At 45.5% G+C, this 21,136-nt stretch carries 15 protein-coding genes; 6 read left to right on the top strand and 9 right to left on the bottom strand.

Annotation, left to right across the window (positions count from 1 at the left end; translation table 11 throughout):
* Positions 1–24 precede the first annotated feature (24 nt).
* Positions 25–711: a Bax inhibitor-1/YccA family protein gene (locus ACFFJH_RS16185; protein ID WP_390213980.1), complete on the bottom strand. Its 687-nt coding sequence runs from the start codon at positions 709–711 to the stop codon at positions 25–27.
* A gap of 247 nt (positions 712–958) precedes the next feature.
* Between ACFFJH_RS16185 and nhaR the strand changes: the two genes are divergently transcribed.
* Entirely contained in the window at positions 959–1,888 is a 930-nt protein-coding gene (nhaR, locus tag ACFFJH_RS16180; RefSeq protein ID WP_390213979.1) for a transcriptional activator NhaR, read from the top strand.
* A gap of 48 nt (positions 1,889–1,936) precedes the next feature.
* On the opposite strand, the gene ACFFJH_RS16175 is transcribed toward nhaR, so the two are convergent.
* The gene (locus tag ACFFJH_RS16175) at positions 1,937–4,075 is read right to left on the bottom strand and encodes a S46 family peptidase (RefSeq protein ID WP_390213978.1); all 2,139 of its coding nucleotides are present in this window, start codon (positions 4,073–4,075) and stop codon (positions 1,937–1,939) included.
* A 785-nt stretch (positions 4,076–4,860) separates the two neighbouring features.
* On the opposite strand from ACFFJH_RS16175, the gene ACFFJH_RS16170 reads away from it, so the two are divergent.
* Together ACFFJH_RS16170 and ACFFJH_RS16165 are read left to right on the top strand one after the other, a co-directional pair.
* The gene (locus ACFFJH_RS16170; RefSeq protein ID WP_390213977.1) at positions 4,861–5,766 is read left to right on the top strand and encodes a substrate-binding periplasmic protein; all 906 of its coding nucleotides are present in this window, start codon (positions 4,861–4,863) and stop codon (positions 5,764–5,766) included.
* 7 nt (positions 5,767–5,773) lie between these two features.
* Positions 5,774–8,227, top strand: a complete 2,454-nt coding sequence (locus tag ACFFJH_RS16165) for a TonB-dependent receptor (protein WP_390213976.1) — start codon at positions 5,774–5,776, stop codon at positions 8,225–8,227.
* Positions 8,228–8,346: 119 nt separating this feature from the next.
* Here the strand turns inward: ACFFJH_RS16165 and ACFFJH_RS16160 are convergent, their stop codons facing one another.
* The 4 genes from ACFFJH_RS16160 to ACFFJH_RS16145 all read right to left on the bottom strand — a co-directional run bounded on the left by ACFFJH_RS16160 (position 8,347) and on the right by ACFFJH_RS16145 (position 11,554).
* Positions 8,347–9,396, bottom strand: a complete 1,050-nt coding sequence (locus tag ACFFJH_RS16160) for a hypothetical protein (RefSeq protein WP_390213975.1) — start codon at positions 9,394–9,396, stop codon at positions 8,347–8,349.
* Between the two features lie 110 nt (positions 9,397–9,506).
* Positions 9,507–9,989: an AtaL-like protein gene (locus tag ACFFJH_RS16155; protein WP_390213974.1), complete on the bottom strand. Its 483-nt coding sequence runs from the start codon at positions 9,987–9,989 to the stop codon at positions 9,507–9,509.
* A gap of 231 nt (positions 9,990–10,220) precedes the next feature.
* Positions 10,221–10,961, bottom strand: coding sequence for a substrate-binding periplasmic protein (locus ACFFJH_RS16150; RefSeq protein ID WP_390213973.1), 741 nt, complete (start codon positions 10,959–10,961; stop codon positions 10,221–10,223).
* Between the two features lie 179 nt (positions 10,962–11,140).
* Positions 11,141–11,554: a PaaI family thioesterase gene (locus tag ACFFJH_RS16145; RefSeq protein ID WP_390213972.1), complete on the bottom strand. Its 414-nt coding sequence runs from the start codon at positions 11,552–11,554 to the stop codon at positions 11,141–11,143.
* A 359-nt stretch (positions 11,555–11,913) separates the two neighbouring features.
* Between ACFFJH_RS16145 and ACFFJH_RS16140 the strand changes: the two genes are divergently transcribed.
* Positions 11,914–13,314: a Gfo/Idh/MocA family protein gene (locus tag ACFFJH_RS16140; RefSeq protein ID WP_390213971.1), complete on the top strand. Its 1,401-nt coding sequence runs from the start codon at positions 11,914–11,916 to the stop codon at positions 13,312–13,314.
* 103 nt (positions 13,315–13,417) lie between these two features.
* Here the strand turns inward: ACFFJH_RS16140 and ACFFJH_RS16135 are convergent, their stop codons facing one another.
* Complete coding sequence (locus ACFFJH_RS16135) at positions 13,418–14,335, bottom strand: LysR family transcriptional regulator (protein ID WP_390213970.1); 918 nt, start codon at positions 14,333–14,335, stop codon at positions 13,418–13,420.
* Positions 14,336–14,522: 187 nt separating this feature from the next.
* Between ACFFJH_RS16135 and ACFFJH_RS16130 the strand changes: the two genes are divergently transcribed.
* Together ACFFJH_RS16130 and ACFFJH_RS16125 are read left to right on the top strand one after the other, a co-directional pair.
* The gene (locus ACFFJH_RS16130; protein ID WP_390213969.1) at positions 14,523–15,122 is read left to right on the top strand and encodes an FMN-dependent NADH-azoreductase; all 600 of its coding nucleotides are present in this window, start codon (positions 14,523–14,525) and stop codon (positions 15,120–15,122) included.
* 208 nt (positions 15,123–15,330) lie between these two features.
* The gene (locus tag ACFFJH_RS16125) at positions 15,331–16,218 is read left to right on the top strand and encodes a pirin family protein (RefSeq protein ID WP_390213968.1); all 888 of its coding nucleotides are present in this window, start codon (positions 15,331–15,333) and stop codon (positions 16,216–16,218) included.
* A 106-nt stretch (positions 16,219–16,324) separates the two neighbouring features.
* On the opposite strand, the gene ACFFJH_RS16120 is transcribed toward ACFFJH_RS16125, so the two are convergent.
* Positions 16,325–19,780 (bottom strand): hypothetical protein, encoded by a 3,456-nt coding sequence (locus ACFFJH_RS16120; protein ID WP_390213967.1) that lies wholly within the window; start codon positions 19,778–19,780, stop codon positions 16,325–16,327.
* On the bottom strand, positions 19,777–21,132 hold the full coding sequence (locus ACFFJH_RS16115) for an ATP-binding protein (protein WP_390213966.1): 1,356 nt from the start codon (positions 21,130–21,132) through the stop codon (positions 19,777–19,779). The genes ACFFJH_RS16120 and ACFFJH_RS16115 overlap by 4 nt, the downstream gene beginning before the upstream one ends.
* Between the last annotated feature and the right edge of the window lie 4 nt (positions 21,133–21,136).

Below are 21,136 nucleotides of genomic sequence, written 5' to 3'. Positions count from 1 at the left end.
CAAATACGCCGCCGCGTGATGGCTTTACTCTTTTTCGATAAAACCTAAGATTTGCAATAAGCTCGTGAACAAATTGAAAATCGTAATGTACAGACTAACGGTTGCCATGACGTAGTTGGTTTCCCCGCCATTGATGATGTTGCTAGTTTCAAACAAAATCATACCCGACATCAGTAAAACAAAAGCGGCTGATACGGCGATGGAAAGCGCTGGAACTTCAAAAAATAATGCGCCCAAACCTGCCACAAAAGCGACTAATATGCCGACCGCTAAAAAGCCACCCATAAAACTAAAATCACGCTTGCTCACTAAGACATAAGCAGACAAGCCCATAAAGATCACGGCGGTCAAACCCATTGCGCCCATCACGATAGCGCCACCACCCGGCAAGCCTAAATAGCGACCGATAATAGGGCCAAGGGTGAGACCCATGAAGCCGGTTAAGGCAAATACTGATGCGATACCCCAAGCACTATTGCGTAATTTGGTAGTTAAAAACAATAAACCAAAGTAGCCGACTAAGGTCACAATAATTCCCATACTCGGTAAGGCGAAGGCAACGCTGACGCCAGCGGATAAAGCGGAGAACAACAAGGTCATAGCCAACAACATATACGTGTTGCGCAAAACTTTGTGTCCGCTGATCGCATTGCTATCCACATAATTGACGGTCTGCGCATCGCGCAGAGTGCTGCGGTCTAAGATACTCATGGTTCTCTCCTAAATCCTGAAATATTGTTTTACATCCAGCCCCAATTTGGGTAGCCGCAGTGTAGGCCAGACGATGCAGAAAGAAAAGTCGAATATAATTGATTTATTCATCGAAAAAAGCGATGTTTATAGAGTTATTAGAAGTAATTGATAGTGGATTGATTTCCCCTCTTCCGAGAGCGGATCGTTCTCGCACACTTAGCGGACGCAAAATTCACCGGTTTTTTATAACAATAAGGACTATTCGATGGCGAGCATCAATTACAAGCATTTGCATTATTTTTGGGTGGTAGCCAAGGCTGGCAGTATCGCGCGCGCTAGTGAGCAATTGCACGTGACACCACAAACCATCAGTGGGCAATTAAGCCTGTTTGAGGATATTCAGGGCGAAGCCTTGTTTGAAAAATCCGGTCGAAACTTAGAGCTGACAGAAGCAGGGCGCTTGGTCTTGGCTTATGCTGAAGAAATTTTTTCACTTGGTCAGGAGTTGGAGCAATTGCTGCAACATCATCCTACTGAGCGCACTGTGCAATTACGCGTTGGGGTTTCGGATGCGGTAGCGAAAGCGGTCGCTTACAAATTATTAGCGCCCGCGCTGAGCTTGCCACAAACCCTAAAAATCCACTGTCGCGAAGGTAAGCTCGATGATCTGCTGGCGGAATTAGCGCGTCATAAACTCGATATTGTGATTACCGATACGCCTATGCCGCCGAGTGCCAAAGTACGTGGCTTTAATCATCCTTTGGGTGAGTGTGGTTTAAGCTTCTTCGCCACCAAAGCATTGCGCGCCGCTTATCCTCAAAGTTTTCCTGCATGCCTAGATGGTGCGCCCGTGCTTTTGCCCGGCGAAGATTCAGCGCTACGTTCGCGCATATTGCATTGGTTTGAATTGCAAGGCGTGCGTCCACGTATCGCAGGTGAGTTTGACGATAGCGCACTGATGAGTGCATTTGGTGAAGCCGGCGTCGGCTTTTTTGCCAAGCCCAGTGCGATTGCCGATATGGTGATGCGCCAATATGATTTGGAACTAGTTGGTAGCACGGAAGATATTACTGAACAGTTTTTTGCAATCTCAGTGCAGCGCAAGATCACGCATCCGGCGGTATTGGCAATCAGTCAGGCGACACCTTTGACGATGACTAATTCCAAACAAAAAAAGTTACGTACAAAAAAATAGCGGTCAGTGGCTACGCTGACCGCTATTCTATTTCAATACAAAATGTGATTACTTCGGATACTTAATTGTCATTTCTTTCAACACATTATCCGCATGATCGACTTCTTTCATGATCCACAGCATGTAACGAATATCGACGTGAATCGCTTTGGTAATGGCAGGATCGAAGTACCAATCTTTGGTAATGGATTCGTAGGTGGAATCAAAATTCAAACCAACTAATTCACCGCGTTTATTCATCACGGCAGAACCTGAATTGCCGCCGGTGGTATCCGCACTAGATAAGAAATCGACTGGCACAGTACCCAAGACTTTGTCTTTGAAAACACCAAAGCGTTTTTCTTTAATCGCTTGCAGTAATGGCGCTGGGGCGATGAAAGGATCTTTGCCTGTGTGTTTTTCAACGATGCCTTCGACCGTGGTGAATGGACCTTTGGTCACGCCGTCACGTGGAGAATAAGAACCGACATTACCGAAAGTCACGCGTAAAGTGGAATTCGCATCTGGATAAACGGGCTTGCCTTGGGATTTCTTCCAGTTGATCACGGCTTGCATGTATTGCGGAATAATGAAATCGAGATTGCCGTCGACTTCTTTACGACGGTTTTCTAAGGACATCCCCACATCATGCAATTTCACCGCGAGCTGAATAAAAGCATCGTCTGACTGCATGAAAGCGGCTTTATCTTTCTCCATCCACGCCAAGCGTTTCGCAGTGTCCGTCAATTGTGTTTTGTCGTACAAGGCTGCGGCAGCTTCTGCTGTCGGTAACAAGACATCCAAACCTGCAGGATGGACCGCCAACTTCGCATAACGCGTTAAACCAGCCGTCAAGCGAGCACGATCTACCTTAGTCAAAAAGGATTGTTCCAAGCGAGTCAAGCGGCCTTTGATAAAGGCAAGGTCACGTTCTTGAAAACCGCTTTCACGCTGCGCGTTTGGTTTCTCTTTTTCCAACGCGAGACGATACAGACTGCGTGCGCTAGAGAATAAGTCACTATTGGTGGCGACTGCATATGCAAGTTCCTCCTGTGACAAGGCCATATCTTCGGCGATCACGGCATCGAGTTTCGCCAATAAGGCTTTAGATTCTGCTGAATTTTTGCTCGAACCGATTAACCAATTACGAAACTCTGCATCTTGTGCATCTTTAATCGCAGCGATGTCTTTGCGCGCAAAACCATCGATCAAACCTTGGGTTTTCTTTAAACGATTATTGATACCTTTAACCACGCTAGCGTAACGCACTTCATCGTCCGCATTACCTTTAGTGGCGGCTTCGATGGTGGCGATATCTGCCAACATTTCGGCTGCACGCAATGGGTAATCGGTGTCGCGCGCAAAGCGAATTTCTGACGGCAATTTATAACGACTAGTGCGACCTGGATAACCAGCTAACAAAATCGGATCACCATTTTTTAAACCTTCAGCGGAAACCACCAAAAAATCTTTAGATTTGTACGGCACATTCTCTGGCGATGGATCCGCTGGACGACCATCTTTGCCGACATAAGCACGCAAGAAAGAGAAGTCCCCAGTGTGACGTGGCCATTCAAAATTATCGATGTCGCCACCGTAATTACCGATCATGTCGGCTGGGGCGTAGACCAAACGTACATCGCGTATCATCATTTGGCGTATGCGATAGTATTCGAGGCCACGATGAAAGCTAGGCACGGAACAACGATAGGCCTTGTCTTGTTCACAATCAGCGATAATTTTTTTGATGCGACTTTGTATCAAATCACGACGTTCACGACCTGACATTTTGTCGTTCAAGCCTGCTGTTACCTCTTTCGTGACGTTTTCCACTTTGTCAGTGATGTAGACACGTGTGCTGGCACCTGCTGGTAATTCTTCGGCGCGGGTTTTAGCTAAAAAGCCATCCGTGATGTAGTTTTTCTTGGCACTGGAATTGCGTTGTATCGCATCGTAAGCACAATGATGATTGGTGACGATCAAGCCTTCTGGCGACACAAAAGAGGCCGAACAGCCACCGGTTGAGACGATGGCGCTCATAGGATGTTTGGATAAATCGGCTAATTTTTCGGCGGGAATAGTGATGCCCACTTTTTTGAGTTCTGCCTTTAATTGTGGCAACTGGTATGGTTGCCATTGGCCTTCATCTGCTTGTGCGTAGGCACTCATCATGAGCAGCGCGGCAGGTATTGCTAGTCTTTTAAACAATTTGATCTCCTTCGTGGCGCTCAATTGCGCGTAAGAGCGCGAGTATATCGCACCAATAGTGTGGTCGTTAACAACACTAGGGTCTGTTAACATTTAAATCGGGAGGTACGTTCAAGCCAAAAGGTGGGATGGCAAGGCGTAGTTCGCCGCCGAGGCTGATGCCTCGGCAAGAGCTACAACGCTGTCCATCGCGCGTTTTGGCTTGAACCCTTCGGGAATGGGCGAATTGGATAAACTCGTGAGCACACGGCGTTGTTGCAAGACGCTTACAGTGCAGCAGTCTAAAATTCACTGCGGCGCGCCTTGACGCCTAGCCCTGTGCCCATTTTTCCACATTCGCACTCCCGATTTAAATGTTAACAGACCCTAAGCTAAATCATTCGTGTTGAATTTGATTTGCTTCATATCGACGTCATATACACGGGCTATTATTATTGAATGCCTGAACGGCTAGGCGTGTTGTTTGGCTGGCATAGATTGTGTGCAGAATCTTCGTTTGCTTAGCTGAAACAAGGTTTGACTCAGTATTTATAAGAATGTGCGTAATGCGAAGTAAGCGTGTATTTGATTTGGTTTATGTGAGATTGGCATTAATTTAGACGATTTTATCTTTTTCATTAGCTTTCAATGTATCAGTATGCTTGTTGAAGCACATGAGTAAATAGGCAGTAATGTCAGGTAGGTGTGCTACATTTAATCTTGCACTGTTGGAATATATTCCAATACTTGTCCTCTTAAAATTAAAACCGAAAAATACGGCAAGACCCAAGTTTTCTAGAAATTGAATGTCCCTATTTCATCCTATAAAAATTCTTACTGGTATTTGCATGCTGTTGTCTTGTATGTGTGTATCGGCTTGGCCAAAATCAGCTGAATCGGCTGCCGTGACGCGCGTAGTTCATCCGGCAGATGAAGAAAAAGGTGATCCGCGCTTTAATGATGTGAAGGAAATTTTGCGCTTGGCTTTAGAAAAAACGGTCGCTGAATTCGGACCATTTGAGTTACGTGCATCTAGCCAACATACCAATGGATTACGCTACTTAAATAACTTGGCCAATGATAGTGACCTGAATGTGGTTTGGAGTTCGACCACGGAAGACAAAGAACGTAACTACTTGCCGATTCGGATTCCTTTGCGCAAAGGCTTATTAGGCTACCGTTTGTTGCTGGTACATAAAGACCAACAAGCTTTGCTAAAAGACGTGAAAAATCTGGCGGATCTTAAGAAATTTAGCGTGGGGCAAGGCGTTGGTTGGGATGATGTGAAGCTCTATGAGGCAAATGGAATTGCCGTAGTCGAGGCAAAATATAGCAATTTATTTCGTATGTTGAGCTACAAACGTTTTGATTTTTTTCCGCGTGGTATCAATGAAATTTTTACTGAATTGAACAAAGAGTCAGCGCAAAATCCTGATCTGGTCATCGATGAAAATTTACTGATACATTATCCTTGGCCTTATTATTTTTTTGTTTCTAAATCGAATCCCCAGTTACAAAAACGTTTGGAGTTGGGTTTGCGTAAAATGATCAAGGATGGTTCTTTTGATGCGATCTTTTGGAAATACAATGGGAAAGCGATAGAGGCGGTGAATTTTAAAAAACGCCGTGTTATCCATATGAAAAATCATTTATTACCAAAAGAAACGCCACTAAATGATGCCGCCTTGTGGTTCCGACCCAAGCTCAATTAAAGATCTTATGTCTGCTTTAGTCTTGCAGCCTGAACAAAAACTACTGAAAAATGCATGCCTATGCAGTCTGGCTTTGGTCTTAAGTTTAGTATCAAGTCTAGTAGCAAGTAAGGCCGCATTCGCACAATCTGAGCCGCAACAAACCAGCGCAGATCCAGCTTCAAGGTCAAACGAGCAGAATGCCAAGCCTGAACAACTACCATCGGTACTTATTCAAACGGAAAAGAGTAGATCTACGCTTAGCTTACCTGCCGCCACGCTGCAAAGTTTATTGCCCGGTATGAATCCTTTAAAGGGTTTGCATCAACTGGCTGGTGTGACATTTCAGTCGGCTGATCCTTGGGGTAATAATGAGCAAAACTTCTCTTTGTTCATACATGGATTTAGTGCGCAGCAATTGGGTTATACCTTAGATGGCGTGCCACTCGGTGATCAGCAGTATGGTAATTACAATGGCCTCTCTCCCCAGCGTGCGGTGATCAGCGAAAATCTGCGTACTGTATTGATGAATTCAGGTGCGGGTGATTTGGCTACCGCATCGACCAGTAATTTGGGAGGAACTATAGAAAGTTTTTCCAGCGATCCACGCGCCAAATCCAATTGGGCTCTAGCACAAACATTCGGTAGCTACGGTGCCAGTCGCAGTTATGTGCGCTATGACAGCGGTGAATATGCGGTGGATGCGGTTGGCGAAGCATCGCAATCTTTTTATCTGTCTGCGGTTAGGCAACGGGCACGCGCTTGGGATTTTGACGCGGTGCAGGGTGGCGAGCAATTTAATGCAAAGTGGGTCAAACACTGGGCCGGCAGTAAGCTAACGGGCTACTATAATTTTTCAGATAAGACCGAGCCGAATGAGGACAGTGTGGTGCAAGGCGCTAGGGAATCATTTGTGCCGTACACACGTCCTACGACCTATCCTAATTTTGCCTTTGCTCAAGCTTATTTGACTCCCCAAGGAGAGCCTCCAAGACGTGACGGTGCCAATTACCGTAACTACTTTGGTGTCGCTCAGCGGCGTGATCACTTGGCCTATCTTAAATTAGAGCAGCAGATCGGTTCGAATAATCATTGGCTGAATCAACTATATGCCCATCACGACGATGGTTTGGGCGCAGTTGCCGGTCCTATCGGCGTTGCCGGATTGCCGGCGCTGTTTAAAGTGTATTTTCCTACCCAAGATTTGAAACAAACTTTCGGTGGCTCTGGCTATGCCATCAGGACTACCGAATATAAGATTAATCGTATTGGTTTTATGTCGAGTTGGCAGGGAAAAAGTGAAGCGCATCAATGGCAAACGGGGCTCTGGCTAGAGCGCAATCGCTCTAGTGCTTATCGTCGTTGGTACGCACTTGATAGGACTCAGCCTTTGACGCCGTATCAGACTCCGCAAAACCCGTTGATCACGCAATATGGCAGCGAAATTGATAATCAAGTCGTGCAGTTGCATGTGCAAGATGAATGGCAATTACGACCTGATGTGAGTCTGCAAGCTGGATTTAAATCTAGTTTGCAATTTGCCGACGGTGGATTTCCTGTGCAGCCTAAAATCGGTGCGATCAATGGTGGCTCAACTGCGCTACCTGAGGGAAACATCACCACGAAAAAATGGTTCTTGCCGCAGCTAGGCCTGCTTTGGCGTACGTCGCCTAACAATCAACTCTATGTCAATTTGCAGAAAAATTTACGACAGTTTATTACCTATGGTGCGGTGGGCGCATCGCCTTGGAGTTTAAATAATCAAAGTGCATTTGATTTGTTTAAACGTACGGCTGAGCCAGAAACGGCAACTAATTTTGAATTAGGCCTTCGAAGTCGTCGTCAATTCTCGGCAGACACGACGCCTATCTCAGGCTTGTCGGCAGTCGAGGCACAAGTGAGTTTGTATCAAGTGAATTTTCATAATCGCCTTCTACAAATTAGCCCTACGCCTGTGATTTCCTCTATCGTCAATGGCAATCCTATCTTGGCTAATGTAGGTGGTGTCAAAACACAGGGCATAGATCTTGCGACGACATTGCAATTCGGATCTCGCTATACCTTGTTTAATGCCTTTTCCTATAACCGTTCAATTTATCAAGACGATTATTTCAATGGTGGTAGTCGCGTTTCTACGGCGGGCAAGCAAGTGCCTGCTAGTCCAAGCTGGTTGAATAAAACGATGTTGAAAGCCAGCTGGAATGAATTTGAATGGAATGTCACGGCTGATTATGTCGGCAAGCGTTACGCGACTTACACCAATGATCTCAGTATTCCTGCTTATTTTCTGATGAATCTCGGCATCCGATATCGCTTGCCATTGGACTGGAATGGCGGCGTGAATCATCTAGGTTTGCAAGTCAGCAATCTAGCAAATCGGCGTGGTGTCTCTACGCTAGTGGTCGGCGCCGCGAGCGGAACTTACAATAGTTTTCCTATCGCGCCACGACAAATATTTTTGACGCTGAGTAGTGGTTTTTAGTGCTTGGTGCCGTGAGCAATTTAAGACAAACAACTTAAGCTAAAAAGGCACCGCGCTTGCACGCGATGCCTTTCGCATTTTGGTTCTCAGTTGATCTTTAGTTGATTCTTAGTTGATTCTCAGTTAATCATATCGCGTTGCAAGCGACGTGGTACTTCCCAATCGAGTTCCCAATCACGTTTTTTTTCTAAAGCGTCGATGTGTTTGAGTTTTTTATTTTCAACAAATTTGCCAGACAATAAGAGTTTAGGTTTACTTGGTGCCGATACATAGCCGCGCACTTCCCATAAGGAACGCTTCAAAGTTGTGGCTGCCAAGATGCCATAATCAGCACCGCAAGTGATACCCTTTTCGGCGACCACGGCTTCACCCGCTTTGATGTATTTGGCTGCGTAGATCGTACCTTTGGTCGCAATCCAGCGACCGCTGTGGATTTCACCATTTAAGCTGGTAATTTGACCCGTGGCGCGTATCGTGCCCCAGGCGCTGATGTCGCCGTGACTGTGCAAAGAATCGACACTTAAATTACCTTGGCAAATTACATCACCTGCAAATAGCCCACCGTTGATGGCGATGTCGGTTTCGCTGAACACTTCACCTTTGACATTGACATCGCCATCAGCCGCAATTGCGATCGCACTCAAATGACCACCGACATATTGCACTTCGCCGACATCTAAGACATCGTCGAGTTGCAAATTGCCGTGGCAGTCGAGTACGTCACAAGACAGATAGCCAAGCACTTGGATGTCGCCATAGCCACCAAAAGTCTCATGATGTGCATCACGTTTTAGGATGGCTGGATGTACCAGTTTATCCATGTAGTCGCTACCATCTTTGGCCGGTTTCGCTTGATCCAATTCTAATAGGCGTGCCATCCATTCAGCATTACAGCCAGTTTTGAGCATGAACTCAACTTCGATATCGCCTGCACAATCGAGCGCCTGACCGACGTACAATGATTGCACACGAATGTCGCCCGTTACGGTTAATTTGCCGAGGCAGAAGACTTCTTCCGCTTCCAGATTGCCATCAACCAGAAGATCACCACCGACGATAACTTGATTGGTAATTTGTAAGTCACCTTGGATATGCGCATCACCCGTGCTGGCAAATTGTTTGCGCTTGAGTTTTTTTGCGAGGAAAGGGATAGGGGCAGGAGTGGACATAGTGGTTTGCTTCCAGTGAGAACTTCAATCAAAAATACGGCGTAGAAAATAGGCAGTTCATCTGCGGTAAGCTGCATCAATTTTCATTCATTTGCATTAATTTGCGTTAATTAAGAAGGCAATGCATCTAAGCGACCAGCCTCAGCTAATTCACGAATCATGCTGACCGTATCAATATCGGCCTGATGATAGGCTGAGTTTCGATATTCGTTCAGCATTTCATTAGCAGTATCTTGTTCCTCATTTTGGCCATCGTCATACTCAAAACGCACAAATAGACTACCAGGAGAAGGCTCTTCAATACTCATTTTTAGTGACGACTCTGTGATCTCGTTTTGTGCGGGCACTTGATAATGGACGTGCTGCATGTGTACTAATGTAACATGGTCAATAACGATTAGTTCGCCATATCTTAGGCGGCGTTGCATGCCGAGTTCGGCGCGTTCGGTGATATGGCATTCGTCAATATATGGCATAAACAATTGCGGCATCTCTGCCCGCATTACTAAGCCAGTCCATAGCTGTTCACGGCTGATTTCAGCGATGAGAGGGTTGTTAAAATCATTGATTTCAACTAAATGTTCAAATTTCATAGTAAGTCCTTGTTGAACCGAGTTGTATGATAATTCTCGGTCGAATGACTATAGTTTACACTGCTTCAGTGACTTACTGTGTTTTCTGAAATGTAGGCTTTGTGATTACATGAAGCACAGGCTTGCGAAGTCTAGAGATGCTGCGGAGATGTTGAGGGCGCAAAAATGAAACTAGCGCTCTCAGTATTTTGCTACTTAATTGAATATTATTTGCAGCCGTGAATATCTAATTTATTTGGTAATAGCTTGATTGAATTTTTGTATTAGTTCGTCTGGAACTGATTGGCTGCACATCAAGTATCTTTCTGGACCTTGCGGCATATTTTGCGGTTTAAAGATATGTAGCTTATCGCCATCAGGTATGGTTTTTATCATAGTCAAGGCTTCTTCTTCCGAAACGAAGATAAAATCGGCTCGATGCGCAGCGATCATTTTTCCCATATTAAATGATTCTGCGGTTGTCGAAACAATGTTCACGTGCGAACGTTCTATGACTTCGTCAATCACACTTCCATAGGAGGCACTATCTTTTTTGAGCATCCTAGTTCCTGGGATACTTAGTGCTTCCAATAAGTTCATGGATTTATCTGGTTTGAAATTGCGATGCGCTAACATAACCGAGGGACGCGAAATATCTCTTAGCACCGTGGCCGAGAATTTGGCGAATTTTTGTCGCTCTTTATTTTTGAACATTCCTACGGCGCATAGAGCTTCATCATTTTTTTCTACCTGATTAATTTGACGTTTGAAGGGAGTTTCTACCCAGATAAAGGGTATCCCAGCTTTCGCCATGGCTTGTGCTACTGGGGTGATTAAAATACCGCCCAGTTGCCCATCAACGTCGCGATAGGACAAGGGGTGGCGAATTTCAAAGAGTAACTTGAGTGTTTCGTAGCCTTGAGCAGGGCGTGTGACACCGCATAAGGCGAACAGAAGCAGCAATCCGGAAAAAACAGGTTTCACTAATTTCATTATTGGGCGATCAGTCAGACAAAGTGAGAATAAACCTGTAAGGCGACACGAGCGGGCAAAGCAAAGCAAAGCAAAGCAAAGCATACGAAGTCACCAGCGGCTTGTCAAAAAGCAGTGCTCAAACTTATTTTAATGAATTAGCTACTTGGCAAAATTGCGTGGTTTTTTGTCTGTTTTGCCTATTTTTTGGGCGGAATGGCATAAGTACACACAACGTGTGCCACAGCGTCTGTTTGACCTTCGGAATATAAACTGACTTCTCCGATGGCAAGCGTCTTGCCCACTTTTAGCAGATGACAATGCGCCAAAATGTCGGCCTCTGCAGACGGTTTGCGCAAAAAATTGATGGTCAGATTGGTGGTGACCGCCAGTGGCACAATACCGATTTCGGCCAATAGCGCGACATACATGGCGATGTCGGCCACGGTCATTAATACGGGGCCTGAGACAGTGCCGCCAGGGCGCAAGTGGGATTGATCTATTTTCTGTCTGAGCCAAGCGCCTTGCTCGCTCAAGGAATCAATCGTGACAGTATTTTGGGGAAATTCTTGTAGCAAAAAGCTTTGGATTTGTTCGACGCTGAGGATGGGCATGGTAGGCACAAATTCTAGTAGGTGAATAGTGAATGGAGGGTTAGTTTATAGATTCCTTAAATTAATCTAAAGGTAGCCTTGAATATTAATCGCTGTTCGACTGAGCGTGATTCGGTAGAATTTACGTCGATCATAACAAACTTTAAAAGCCCCTAGCCTTGCATGTATTTTGCATACTTTGACTAGGTTTAAATCGCCTGAAGTCGTTTCAAGTTTGCGGTCTGAATGAGACATGATATCTCGATGAAGTGCTTATCAGTTTGCGATGAGAACGCAATGCGATGGCAATGAGATGCAGCGCTAGCTTAAAACAAATTTACCATTAGTCCTGATTTAATTTTACGAATGCGATATTGAATATGACATCACCAAATACACCAGCGCGTCGCGGTTTTTTACAAACGATCAGTGGTCTCACCGCAGGCTTGGCGAGCTTAGGCAGTTGGCAAGCACAAGCACAGACCAAAACCAGTAAGGCATTTTCTATCAAGCGTGCCAATGGTGCCAAGTATATGGGAGATTTTGTCGCGCCTAAACTTGATAAAGTGAAAGTGGCGATCATAGGGGTTGGTGCTCGTGGCGCGGGGCATGCCGCACAATTAGCGTCTATCGAGGGTGTGCAATTTGTTGGTATCGCTGATGTGGTTGAAGCACGCGCTAAGAAATCAGAGGCAGCGGTACTTAAGTTTGGACATACACCTAAAGTGTATTTTGGTGATGAAAACGGCTGGCGCACGATGTTGGCAGAAACCAAGCCCGATGCAGTGTTTATCGCTACGCCGTGGGATTCTCATGCGACTATGGCGATCGCATCGATGAAAGCAGGGGCGCATGCTTTTGTCGAAGTCCCAATTGCGACTACTTTAAAAGACATGTGGGATATTGTTGATACTTCCGAAGCGACCGGACGTCATTGCATGATGTTGGAAAATGTCAATTACGGACGTGAAGAACTGTTATATCTGAACATGGTGCGTCAAGGTGTACTTGGTGACTTGTTGCACGGTGAAGCCTCATATATCCATGCTCTGCGTTTCCAGATGGAGAATGGTGATTCCACCGGATCATGGCGTACCTTTGAATATGCAAAACGTAACGGCAATTTGTATCCAACTCATGGTTTGGGACCGGTCGCGCAATACATGAATTTGGCACGCGGTGAAGATACCTTCGGACGCATTAGCTCTTTCTCTACGCCAGCTAAAGGGCGCGCTGCCTATGCCCAAAAATCAACTAAGTTGACCAGTCCAAAATTCAAAGAGTTAGATTTCAAAGGTGGCGATCAAAATACCTCCATTATTAAAACCGCGATGGGTAGAACCATCATGGTGCAATGGGATGAAACTACTCCACGACCTTATTCTCGTCACAATATGATCATGGGTGTGAATGGGGTTTTGGCGGGCTTCCCAAATCGGATTTCGGTAGAAGGCATCACAAGCAATTATCATCAATGGGCAGAAGGCAAAGCCTGGGAAGATATCGCCGCGAAATACGAACATCCTTTGTACGTCCGTTTAGGTGAATTGTCGAAAAAAATGGGCGGTCACGGTGGTATGGATTTCTTGATGTTGTACCGTATTATCGAATGTCTACGTAAAGCTGAGCCTTTGGATCAAAACGTCTATGAAGGATGCTTGTGGTCCGCGGTCGGGCCTTTGAGTGAAAAGTCAGTGGCGGAGGAGGGTAATTCTCAGGTCTTCCCAGATTTCACACGGGGTGATTGGAAAACGACCAGTCCTTTGAAGATTATTACATGACCTTGAACCGCGGTTGAACCCTAGATTTTAAGTAGTGCGCATCTAGACGTAATGCTAGATGCGCATTGATTTCATCTTTGTTTGGTTTCGTTTGCGTAAGAATTTATCGACAGGTTTTCGTGTCCTTAGCATTAGCAAACTCTTCCACCATCGCATCAATAAAAACTCGCGTGCGGGCTGGCATGAGGCGGCGTCCGGGAAACACTGCCCAAGCATTGAATTCAGGTGAGTGCCAGTCAGGCAAGACCCGGATCAAGCTGCCATCGTGCAAATGGCATTGCGCAAAATGCTCAGAAATTAAAGTGATACCAAGCCCAGCTAAGGCGAGGCGACGTAACATTTCGGGCGAATTGGCGGTGGCGATACCGGGTGGTACGCCTTCCCAACTTTGCGTGCCATTTTTTAAACGCCAAACGGCAGGTTCTGCATTGCGTGCTAATAAGCGCAAAGTTTGGTGTTCCATTAAGGCTTCTGGTTCTTGTGGTTCTCCGTGTTTTTCCAAGTAACTGGGCGCTGCATACATGGCAGCAGAAAACATCGCGAGCTGGCGCGCCGCTAGCGAGGCATCGTCGGGCAAACTGCCCATGCGTATCGCCAAATCAAAATTCTCTCCTATGATATCTACCCGGCGTGGTGACAAATCCAGCTCCAACGTGATGGCCGGATATTGCTTTAAAAAGCGCGTGATTAACGCGGTCATGGTTTCATTAGCAAAGTCTGCAGGCATAGAAACGCGTAAGCGACCACTGGGTTGCACCTGTCTTTGTTGAGTTAATGCCAGCGTTGCTTCAACCTCGGCGGTAACCTGTTGAGCATGCGCCAAAACTACGTTACCAAAATCCGTTACCACTAATTTTCTAGTTGTGCGCAAGAGTAAGCGCTCGCCTAGCTGTGCTTCCAAAGCGCTCATACGACGTGACAAAGTGGACTTGGGCATGCTCAGGCGTTCTGCCGCGCGACTAAAACTACCCTCCGCAACAATACGGGCAAACAGCAAAAGATCATTGGGATCGAGGTTCATTCGTCAGGTTCTCTCAATACTAATTGGTTTTTGATTGATTCAAAAATGGAACAATCATATCCATTTTACGCTCTTCCGCTCCTAATTTGGAACATATAAAGTACGCACATCTTCACCGAACAATGTAGTCCAAGCAGTCCACACAGACTAAACAGTCCAAACAGCCCAAACTTACAGGAGCATTACCATGAACATCTTGCAAATCAATTCCAGCGCCCGTGTTGCCGGTTCCCACTCCACCAATTTAGCCAATCAAGTGAGCGCGCGCTTACGTGAGCAACATGCTAATGCCAATTTCAACTTGCGTGATCTGGCGATAACACCGCAACCAGCGTTGGATGAAATCGCCTTACAGGCTTTGTTCACGCCTGCCGATCAACGTAACCCTGAGCAAGCAGCACGAGTAGCTTTGGATGATGCTTTGATCGCTGAAGTGCAGGCGGCTGACATCTTGGTAATCGGCGCGCCTATGTATAATTTTGGTATTTCTTCGCAATTGAAAAACTGGATAGATGCGATCTCCCGCGCACAAGTGACTTTCCGTTACACTGCGACCGGTCCAGAAGGTATGTTAAAAGGTAAAAAAGTATACGTCGTCTTGACGCGTGGTGGTTTGTACCGCAACACGCCAAACGATACGCAAATGCCTTACCTCAAAAACTTTTTTGCTTTTCTCGGTATGACCGACGTGGAATTCATTTATGCTGAAGGCTTGGCAATGGGTACCGAAGGTGAGCAACGTGCAATTAGTGACGCTCAGGCGCAGATCGAAGCCGCCTTTGCTTAAAAGACGAGGGCTAGCCCAGGTGTATCGATTCAGTAAACAGTAAAAGTGGGGTACGCTGTGCGCACCATGAGAGTCTGAATGATCTGGGCGATCTAAAGTAGTAAGCACTAAATTAGCAAGCATTAAATTGGTAAGCATAAATTGGCAAATGCGGTGCGCACGGCGCACCCTAATGACCTGATAGTTAAAATTCAAAAAAGGAAACCAAATGAACTCCGTCATCGCACCAGAAGTCACTGCTGAAGTGGTTAATCTTTCGCGCGCCGTTGAGCAATTGGTGGTTGGACAAGCGACCTCCGATGGCGCTGGTGTGAAATTGACGCGGGTATTGACGCAGCCTTATCAATACCGTTTAGACCCTTTTTTGATGTTAGATGCTTTTGGCAGCGACAATCCTGACGAATACATCGCTGGTTTTCCTGATCATCCACATCGCGGTTTTGAGACCATTACCTATATGTTGGAAGGCCGTATGCGTCATCGCGATAGCGCGGGCAATGAGGGTTTGCTAGAAAATGGTGGTGTGCAATGGATGACCGCCGGCCGTGGTGTGATTCATTCAGAATTGCCCGAGCAGGAAAACGGTCGTATGGAAGGCTTTCAGTTATGGTTGAATCTGGCAGCCAAAGACAAAATGACCCCCGCTTGGTATCGCGATTTTAAAAACGCTGATATTCCTGAATTCACGACCGAGCAAGGCGTCAAAGTGCGTGTCATCGCTGGACACAGTCATGGCATAGCCGGCGCAATGCAAAGAGCGACCACTGAGCCGATTTACTTAGACGTGACCATGCCCGCAGACAGTCATTTTTCACAAACACTAGCGGCTGATTTTAATGCCTTCATTTATGTCTATCGTGGTGAAGTCAACATCGGCGAACAGCAAGTTCCTTTGCAACGTATGGCGATTTTGAAAAAATGGCCTTCGGCTGACGGCGTAAAAATTCAAGCCAAGCAAGCGGCTCGATTTATTCTAATCGCCGGCAAACCGCTAGGTGAAACCATCGCGCAATACGGTCCTTTTGTGATGAATTCACAAGAAGAGATTTTTAAAGCGATAGACGATTTCCGTAAAGGAAACTTGGTGAGCGCATAGTCCTTAGTGAGTACGAGGCAATAAGTAATAAGTAATGAAAATAAAAAGGGCTTTCACTGAATGATGTGAAAGCCCTTTTTGGTTTGTCAGAGATATCTGTTCTAGCTTAAGCCATGCCTCCCACTGCGCTTACCTCACGACCATTGCTGATCCAGTGATCATTGTTCGCAGCGAAATACAAAATATTTACTTCTAGCTTGTGTTGTTTCAGTTTCTTATCAAATGCGGCCGCGGAGCGTGCATCGCTGATGGAGAGACCAATCACTGCTTCGCCTGGCATGATTTTCTGGCCTATCAGTGGCAGGCTCTTCCATTGCAAATGTTGGTCTGGTCCTAGCACTGCTTCGAGTGCCGTTTTTGCGTCGGCCACCGTTTGACCATCAAGTAAGATTTCGATTTTCTTAATAATCGCAAAACCTGTGCCGCGGTTACGTATGACCCAACGGAAACCATGTTCATCGTTTTCTATACTCCAAGCGATGATAGGGAAACCTAAACCTTGGCGTTGAGGAATCGCATGTTGGCGTTGCGGCATCTCCCGACGTGAGCGCAAATAGAGATAACCAAATACGACGCCAAAGAAAATAATCCCGATCGCAATAATGAAAGGTAGATTGCCTTTGGATAATCCGACCAGATAAGGATCGTACAGCAATAGCAAAGTAAAGATAACCAGTGAAGGTAAGATATTTGCTGCTGCTACCCATAAGAAATTACGTTGTACTATCGCTCTTACTTCACAGAATTGATAGAACAAATAGGCAATTCCCAAAGCAACTAAGAGCATGACGGTGAGCGCCAACTGCAACCACCAGCGATTTACACATGCAAATTTTTCTATAGCGCTGGGAACGTGTTCAACATCTTCGGGGTAGCGATAATTTTTTAAGATACAGGTCGCTATATGTTTACTGTCTAGACAAGAATTCTCTAATTCACCAATTGGCAAAGCTAGATTGTCAAAAGAGGGCGCCCATAAACCCACCCCGCCAAAATTATCACTAGCATAGACGATGTCATCTTCGAGTTGCTGCCAGTTGCGGTTATCGAAATGCAGAACCGGTAATAGACTACGCAGAAAATCGGCGCGCTCCGATCCGTGTAAGCTGGTCTCGTCTTCAATATCTGCCCGTAATCGTTTTTTTGAATCGGTACTAGGTTCTTCTAGCAGCACCAAAATAATCTCGTCTAATTGCACGACCCCTTGTTTATGTATGCTACCAGTGTGGCTGGATTTTTTGCGTAACTTAATCAGATTGGGTAAGCCAAATGCGCTTTGTTTGGTTTCCTTCGCACCTGTAAATACCTCTTGCGATACCAGGATATTGATCCAGTGATTTTCTTTCGCCAGTTCTTTTCTTAGCGCCAGATAGAACTCATTGAAGAGCAGAGCAGAATCCGCATCTTGAGGATAGTTTTGAAAATAAAGAGTAACGCCATCACCGCGCGTTGGTTGCGTGCCCATACCAAAACTAGCATAGGGTTTGAGACGTGAAGCTGGATCGGTCAAAGGCGCGCGCAATAAGGTCGTAATATTGGTCAGCAGTTTTTTGAATACCGCTTGTTTGTTTTCCCTAGAATATTTGCGCCAATCGCCATTCCAGTCATTCTTTTGTATCATCCAATCTACTTTGGAATTGTATTGCCTAGCCACGCGTATGAATTGATTTTCGGCTGCGCTGCCATTGCGGATGTCGAAGGGGCGTGCGCCAAGATGAAGTTCACCGACATTGTCTACCGTCAGACCATAATACGCGACACGATTTAACACATGAAAATTCATGGTTTGCGGTGTCGTCTTGTTATTCCAATATGGGTAAAAACCGTAGACGATGCCGGCCATGTCGTCCAATGCACAGGCACAGTCACCACCGCGTAGTTTTACTGGTAAGATTTCGTCAGGAATACGTTTTTTCGCGATATTTTCTATTGCTACGGCCATATACGTTTGGTAGATCTGACGTATTAGTTCTTTTGCCTTATTGGCGTCTGCCTCATCACATAAGCTAATTCTTGCCCTTAGTTTAGCGATTTCATCAAAAGCATCTTCTAAACTACTCTTTAAAAAATTGCGGCCATCAACGCCATTCGCTTGTACCGCTTCCAGCTCTTTTTCTAAGAGCTCAAATTCGGCTTCCCCCATACGAAGATTATTTACGTATAAATTATTACTGGGCGAATTGAACTTACAGGCGCCAATTCCCATAGCGATTTTTGAAATTGCTGCGCTCCGGAATAAGCTTACTTCTGGATAATTAACTTCTTTGATTTCGCCCAATAATTTGACGATGATGGCTGGAATGCCGGTATTTTGGATATTGCCTTTGAGCTCGTTCTTAATCGTCGCCAACGCTTGTTCGGTCAAATGAATATTGTCGAATACTCGGGTTGTGTCTGCCAATAACTGACGTTCTTCCGCAGTTAGGAATAGCGCTTCGGTATTGAGTTTTTCTTCTAGAAATGCCTCGAATAATTCTTTGCTTTTTAAATAGACTGTGCCTTGTATTCGCAGCTCATCCACGACTGCGGCAGGAAATTGCGCATTCTTTCTCAACTTATCTAAAGCTAAATCATTGATTAGATAACCGTCAAAATCAGCAGCATTGCGCTCTACTATTGGCCACAGTTGTTTAACCAAAAAATCACGTCCGCCCAATGCCTGAGTGGTTGCCACTTTTAAAGCTTCCAAAGAATTAAATTCCTTATCTTTTAGTGTGGCTAGTACTTGTACAATTTGGTCTTTGCCGCCCAGAACATCTAGATCCGCTTGGCTTAAGCTATACGTAAAATAGGCACTATCATCGACATTGTTGGTACGTGCCGCTCTGGGTGCCGATTTACGTGTGCCACGGAAGCGATTAACCAAATCAATGAGTTCTTTATCGCTGCCTTGACGGCGAATTTGGAAGTCTTCCTGCTTGGTTTTATCTGCCTGATTTTGATCCCAAGCTTCGAACTCTGGGCTAAGTAAGATACTTAATTCTGTTCGATGTTTATCACCAAAGCGCGCAATTCTATCTACGTTTTGGGCTAAGGCAGGCGCATAGTCGCCTTCAGTGTATACCTTAAATTGAAAACCAAAACGTTGCAGCCACGAGAGAGTAATGGGGCCAACAATACCGTCGTTGAGCGGCTCATGTTTTAGCGCGTAGTCATGTTTCCAATCCGGTAAATCGCGATAAATTTGTTCCATCTGTTTTTGCATTTGCAGAACAACGGCCTTACTAAGTCCTTTAAAGTGTTCTTGTTTAATATTGCGGTTATAACCCACGACAGATACGGTTTGTGTGGTTCCCGCTTTGCCGCTTGGATTCTGGGTTTTTGTTGTAGCCTGTGTTTGAGTGTTGTTTGTCGTGGTGGTGACACTCTTAATTTCTATTTGTGCGTGTGCCGTTGTACTCGCCATTGTCAGTTGTATGGCGAATATTCCAAACACATAAATAAGTAAAAAACCAAGTCGCAGACTAAGAGGTAAATGTAACCAGTACAATCTGTCAGCCAATTGTCGGAACATCGTTCCCTCCACAGGCTTTTGAGCGGAGAATTGAAATAGTGGTTTCACAATGTCTTCCCATCCTTCATTAATTCTTTACTGATACCTGCTAACAGATCCTCTTGATTAATCAGATCTCGGTTATTTCTGAGGGCGCGTATCGCTGCATATCTAGCCACATTCAATAATGCGCCTCCTGTTAGTTCGTAAGCTTCTGCGATGTGACGAAAATTAATATCCGCAGCCAACATCTCTTGACGTTTAAACAGACCGCGCCACAGACGTTCTCGTTGTCGTGCATCGGGCATCGCGAAATACACTTCACTTTGAAAACGACGCGAAAAAGCGGCGTCAATATTGGCTTTTAAATTGGTCGCAAGAATAACGACACCAGGAAAATCTTCTACTCGTTGCAACAGATAAGAAATTTCCTGATTCGCATGCCGGTCATTTGAGCTACTGGTTTGAGTGCGTTTACCGAATAAAGAATCGGCCTCGTCAAAAAATAAGATCCATCGTTTGTTCTCAGCCTGATCAAACACATTGGCCAGATTTTTCTCGGTTTCACCTATGTACTTTGACACCACCATAGATAAGTCAATGCGATACACATCGGCATTGACTGCCTTACCAATCAGGCTGGCGGTTAAGGTTTTACCTGTGCCAGGTGGACCATAAAATAGGCTGCGATATCCGGGTTTTAAGCTTTTATCCAAACCCCATTTTTGTAGTATGGTTTGCGAGTGCTTTAGCCATACAACGATATTGTCCACTTCATTCATGACTTCGCGATTGAGCACCAAATCCTCCCATTCCAGATGGGTTTGCATTAACTTGGCGGGAAAATGAGTACTGAAATCTGGCTTGTGAACTTCGCCATCGCTTAGGCGTTGTAAATATTCATTGCTCAGTAATAAGGCCGCACCAAAGAAAGGTTCGCCGCTGCCTTGATGTTCTAGTTTGAGTATGCCTTGTTGGTGAAAAAAATGAGTGTCTTTGAAAATGCGTGCGATATCAAAACGTTTCACCAAATTACTACCTGCCAAAATAAAGGCGGCGGTTTCGCAGGTCGGTAAAAATCCACTATGCTGTTTGCCACGCCAGCCACCAATTTCACTATAGCCGCGCGCTAATGCCGCGTTTTGCAATGAGAATAAATCTAGTGCCTGCGGGCGTAAATGGGGCATTAAGGCGAGCATGAGCACGATACGTTCCGCGAAGTTCATTTTGAATTCACGTACCAGATTGGCGTAAGGACTGTCGGCCTCTTGGAAGTCGTTTAAATCAGGGGCAGGACATAGTATTTCTAGATCGGTGTTTTGTTCATCATTTTTAAAATACGCGTCAAAACGCGCGTCGCAGACTCGGCTGAACCACGCGATTTCTTGCTCTAGACACTGACTTAGTTTTTCAATATTCATAGTT

It is taken from the genome of Affinundibacterium danionis, from assembly GCF_042432465.1.
Lineage (GTDB): Bacteria > Pseudomonadota > Gammaproteobacteria > Burkholderiales > Burkholderiaceae_D > Undibacterium > Undibacterium danionis.
The sequence above is the reverse complement of the archived record's forward strand: the minus strand, read 5'-3'. Positions and strand labels throughout refer to the sequence as shown.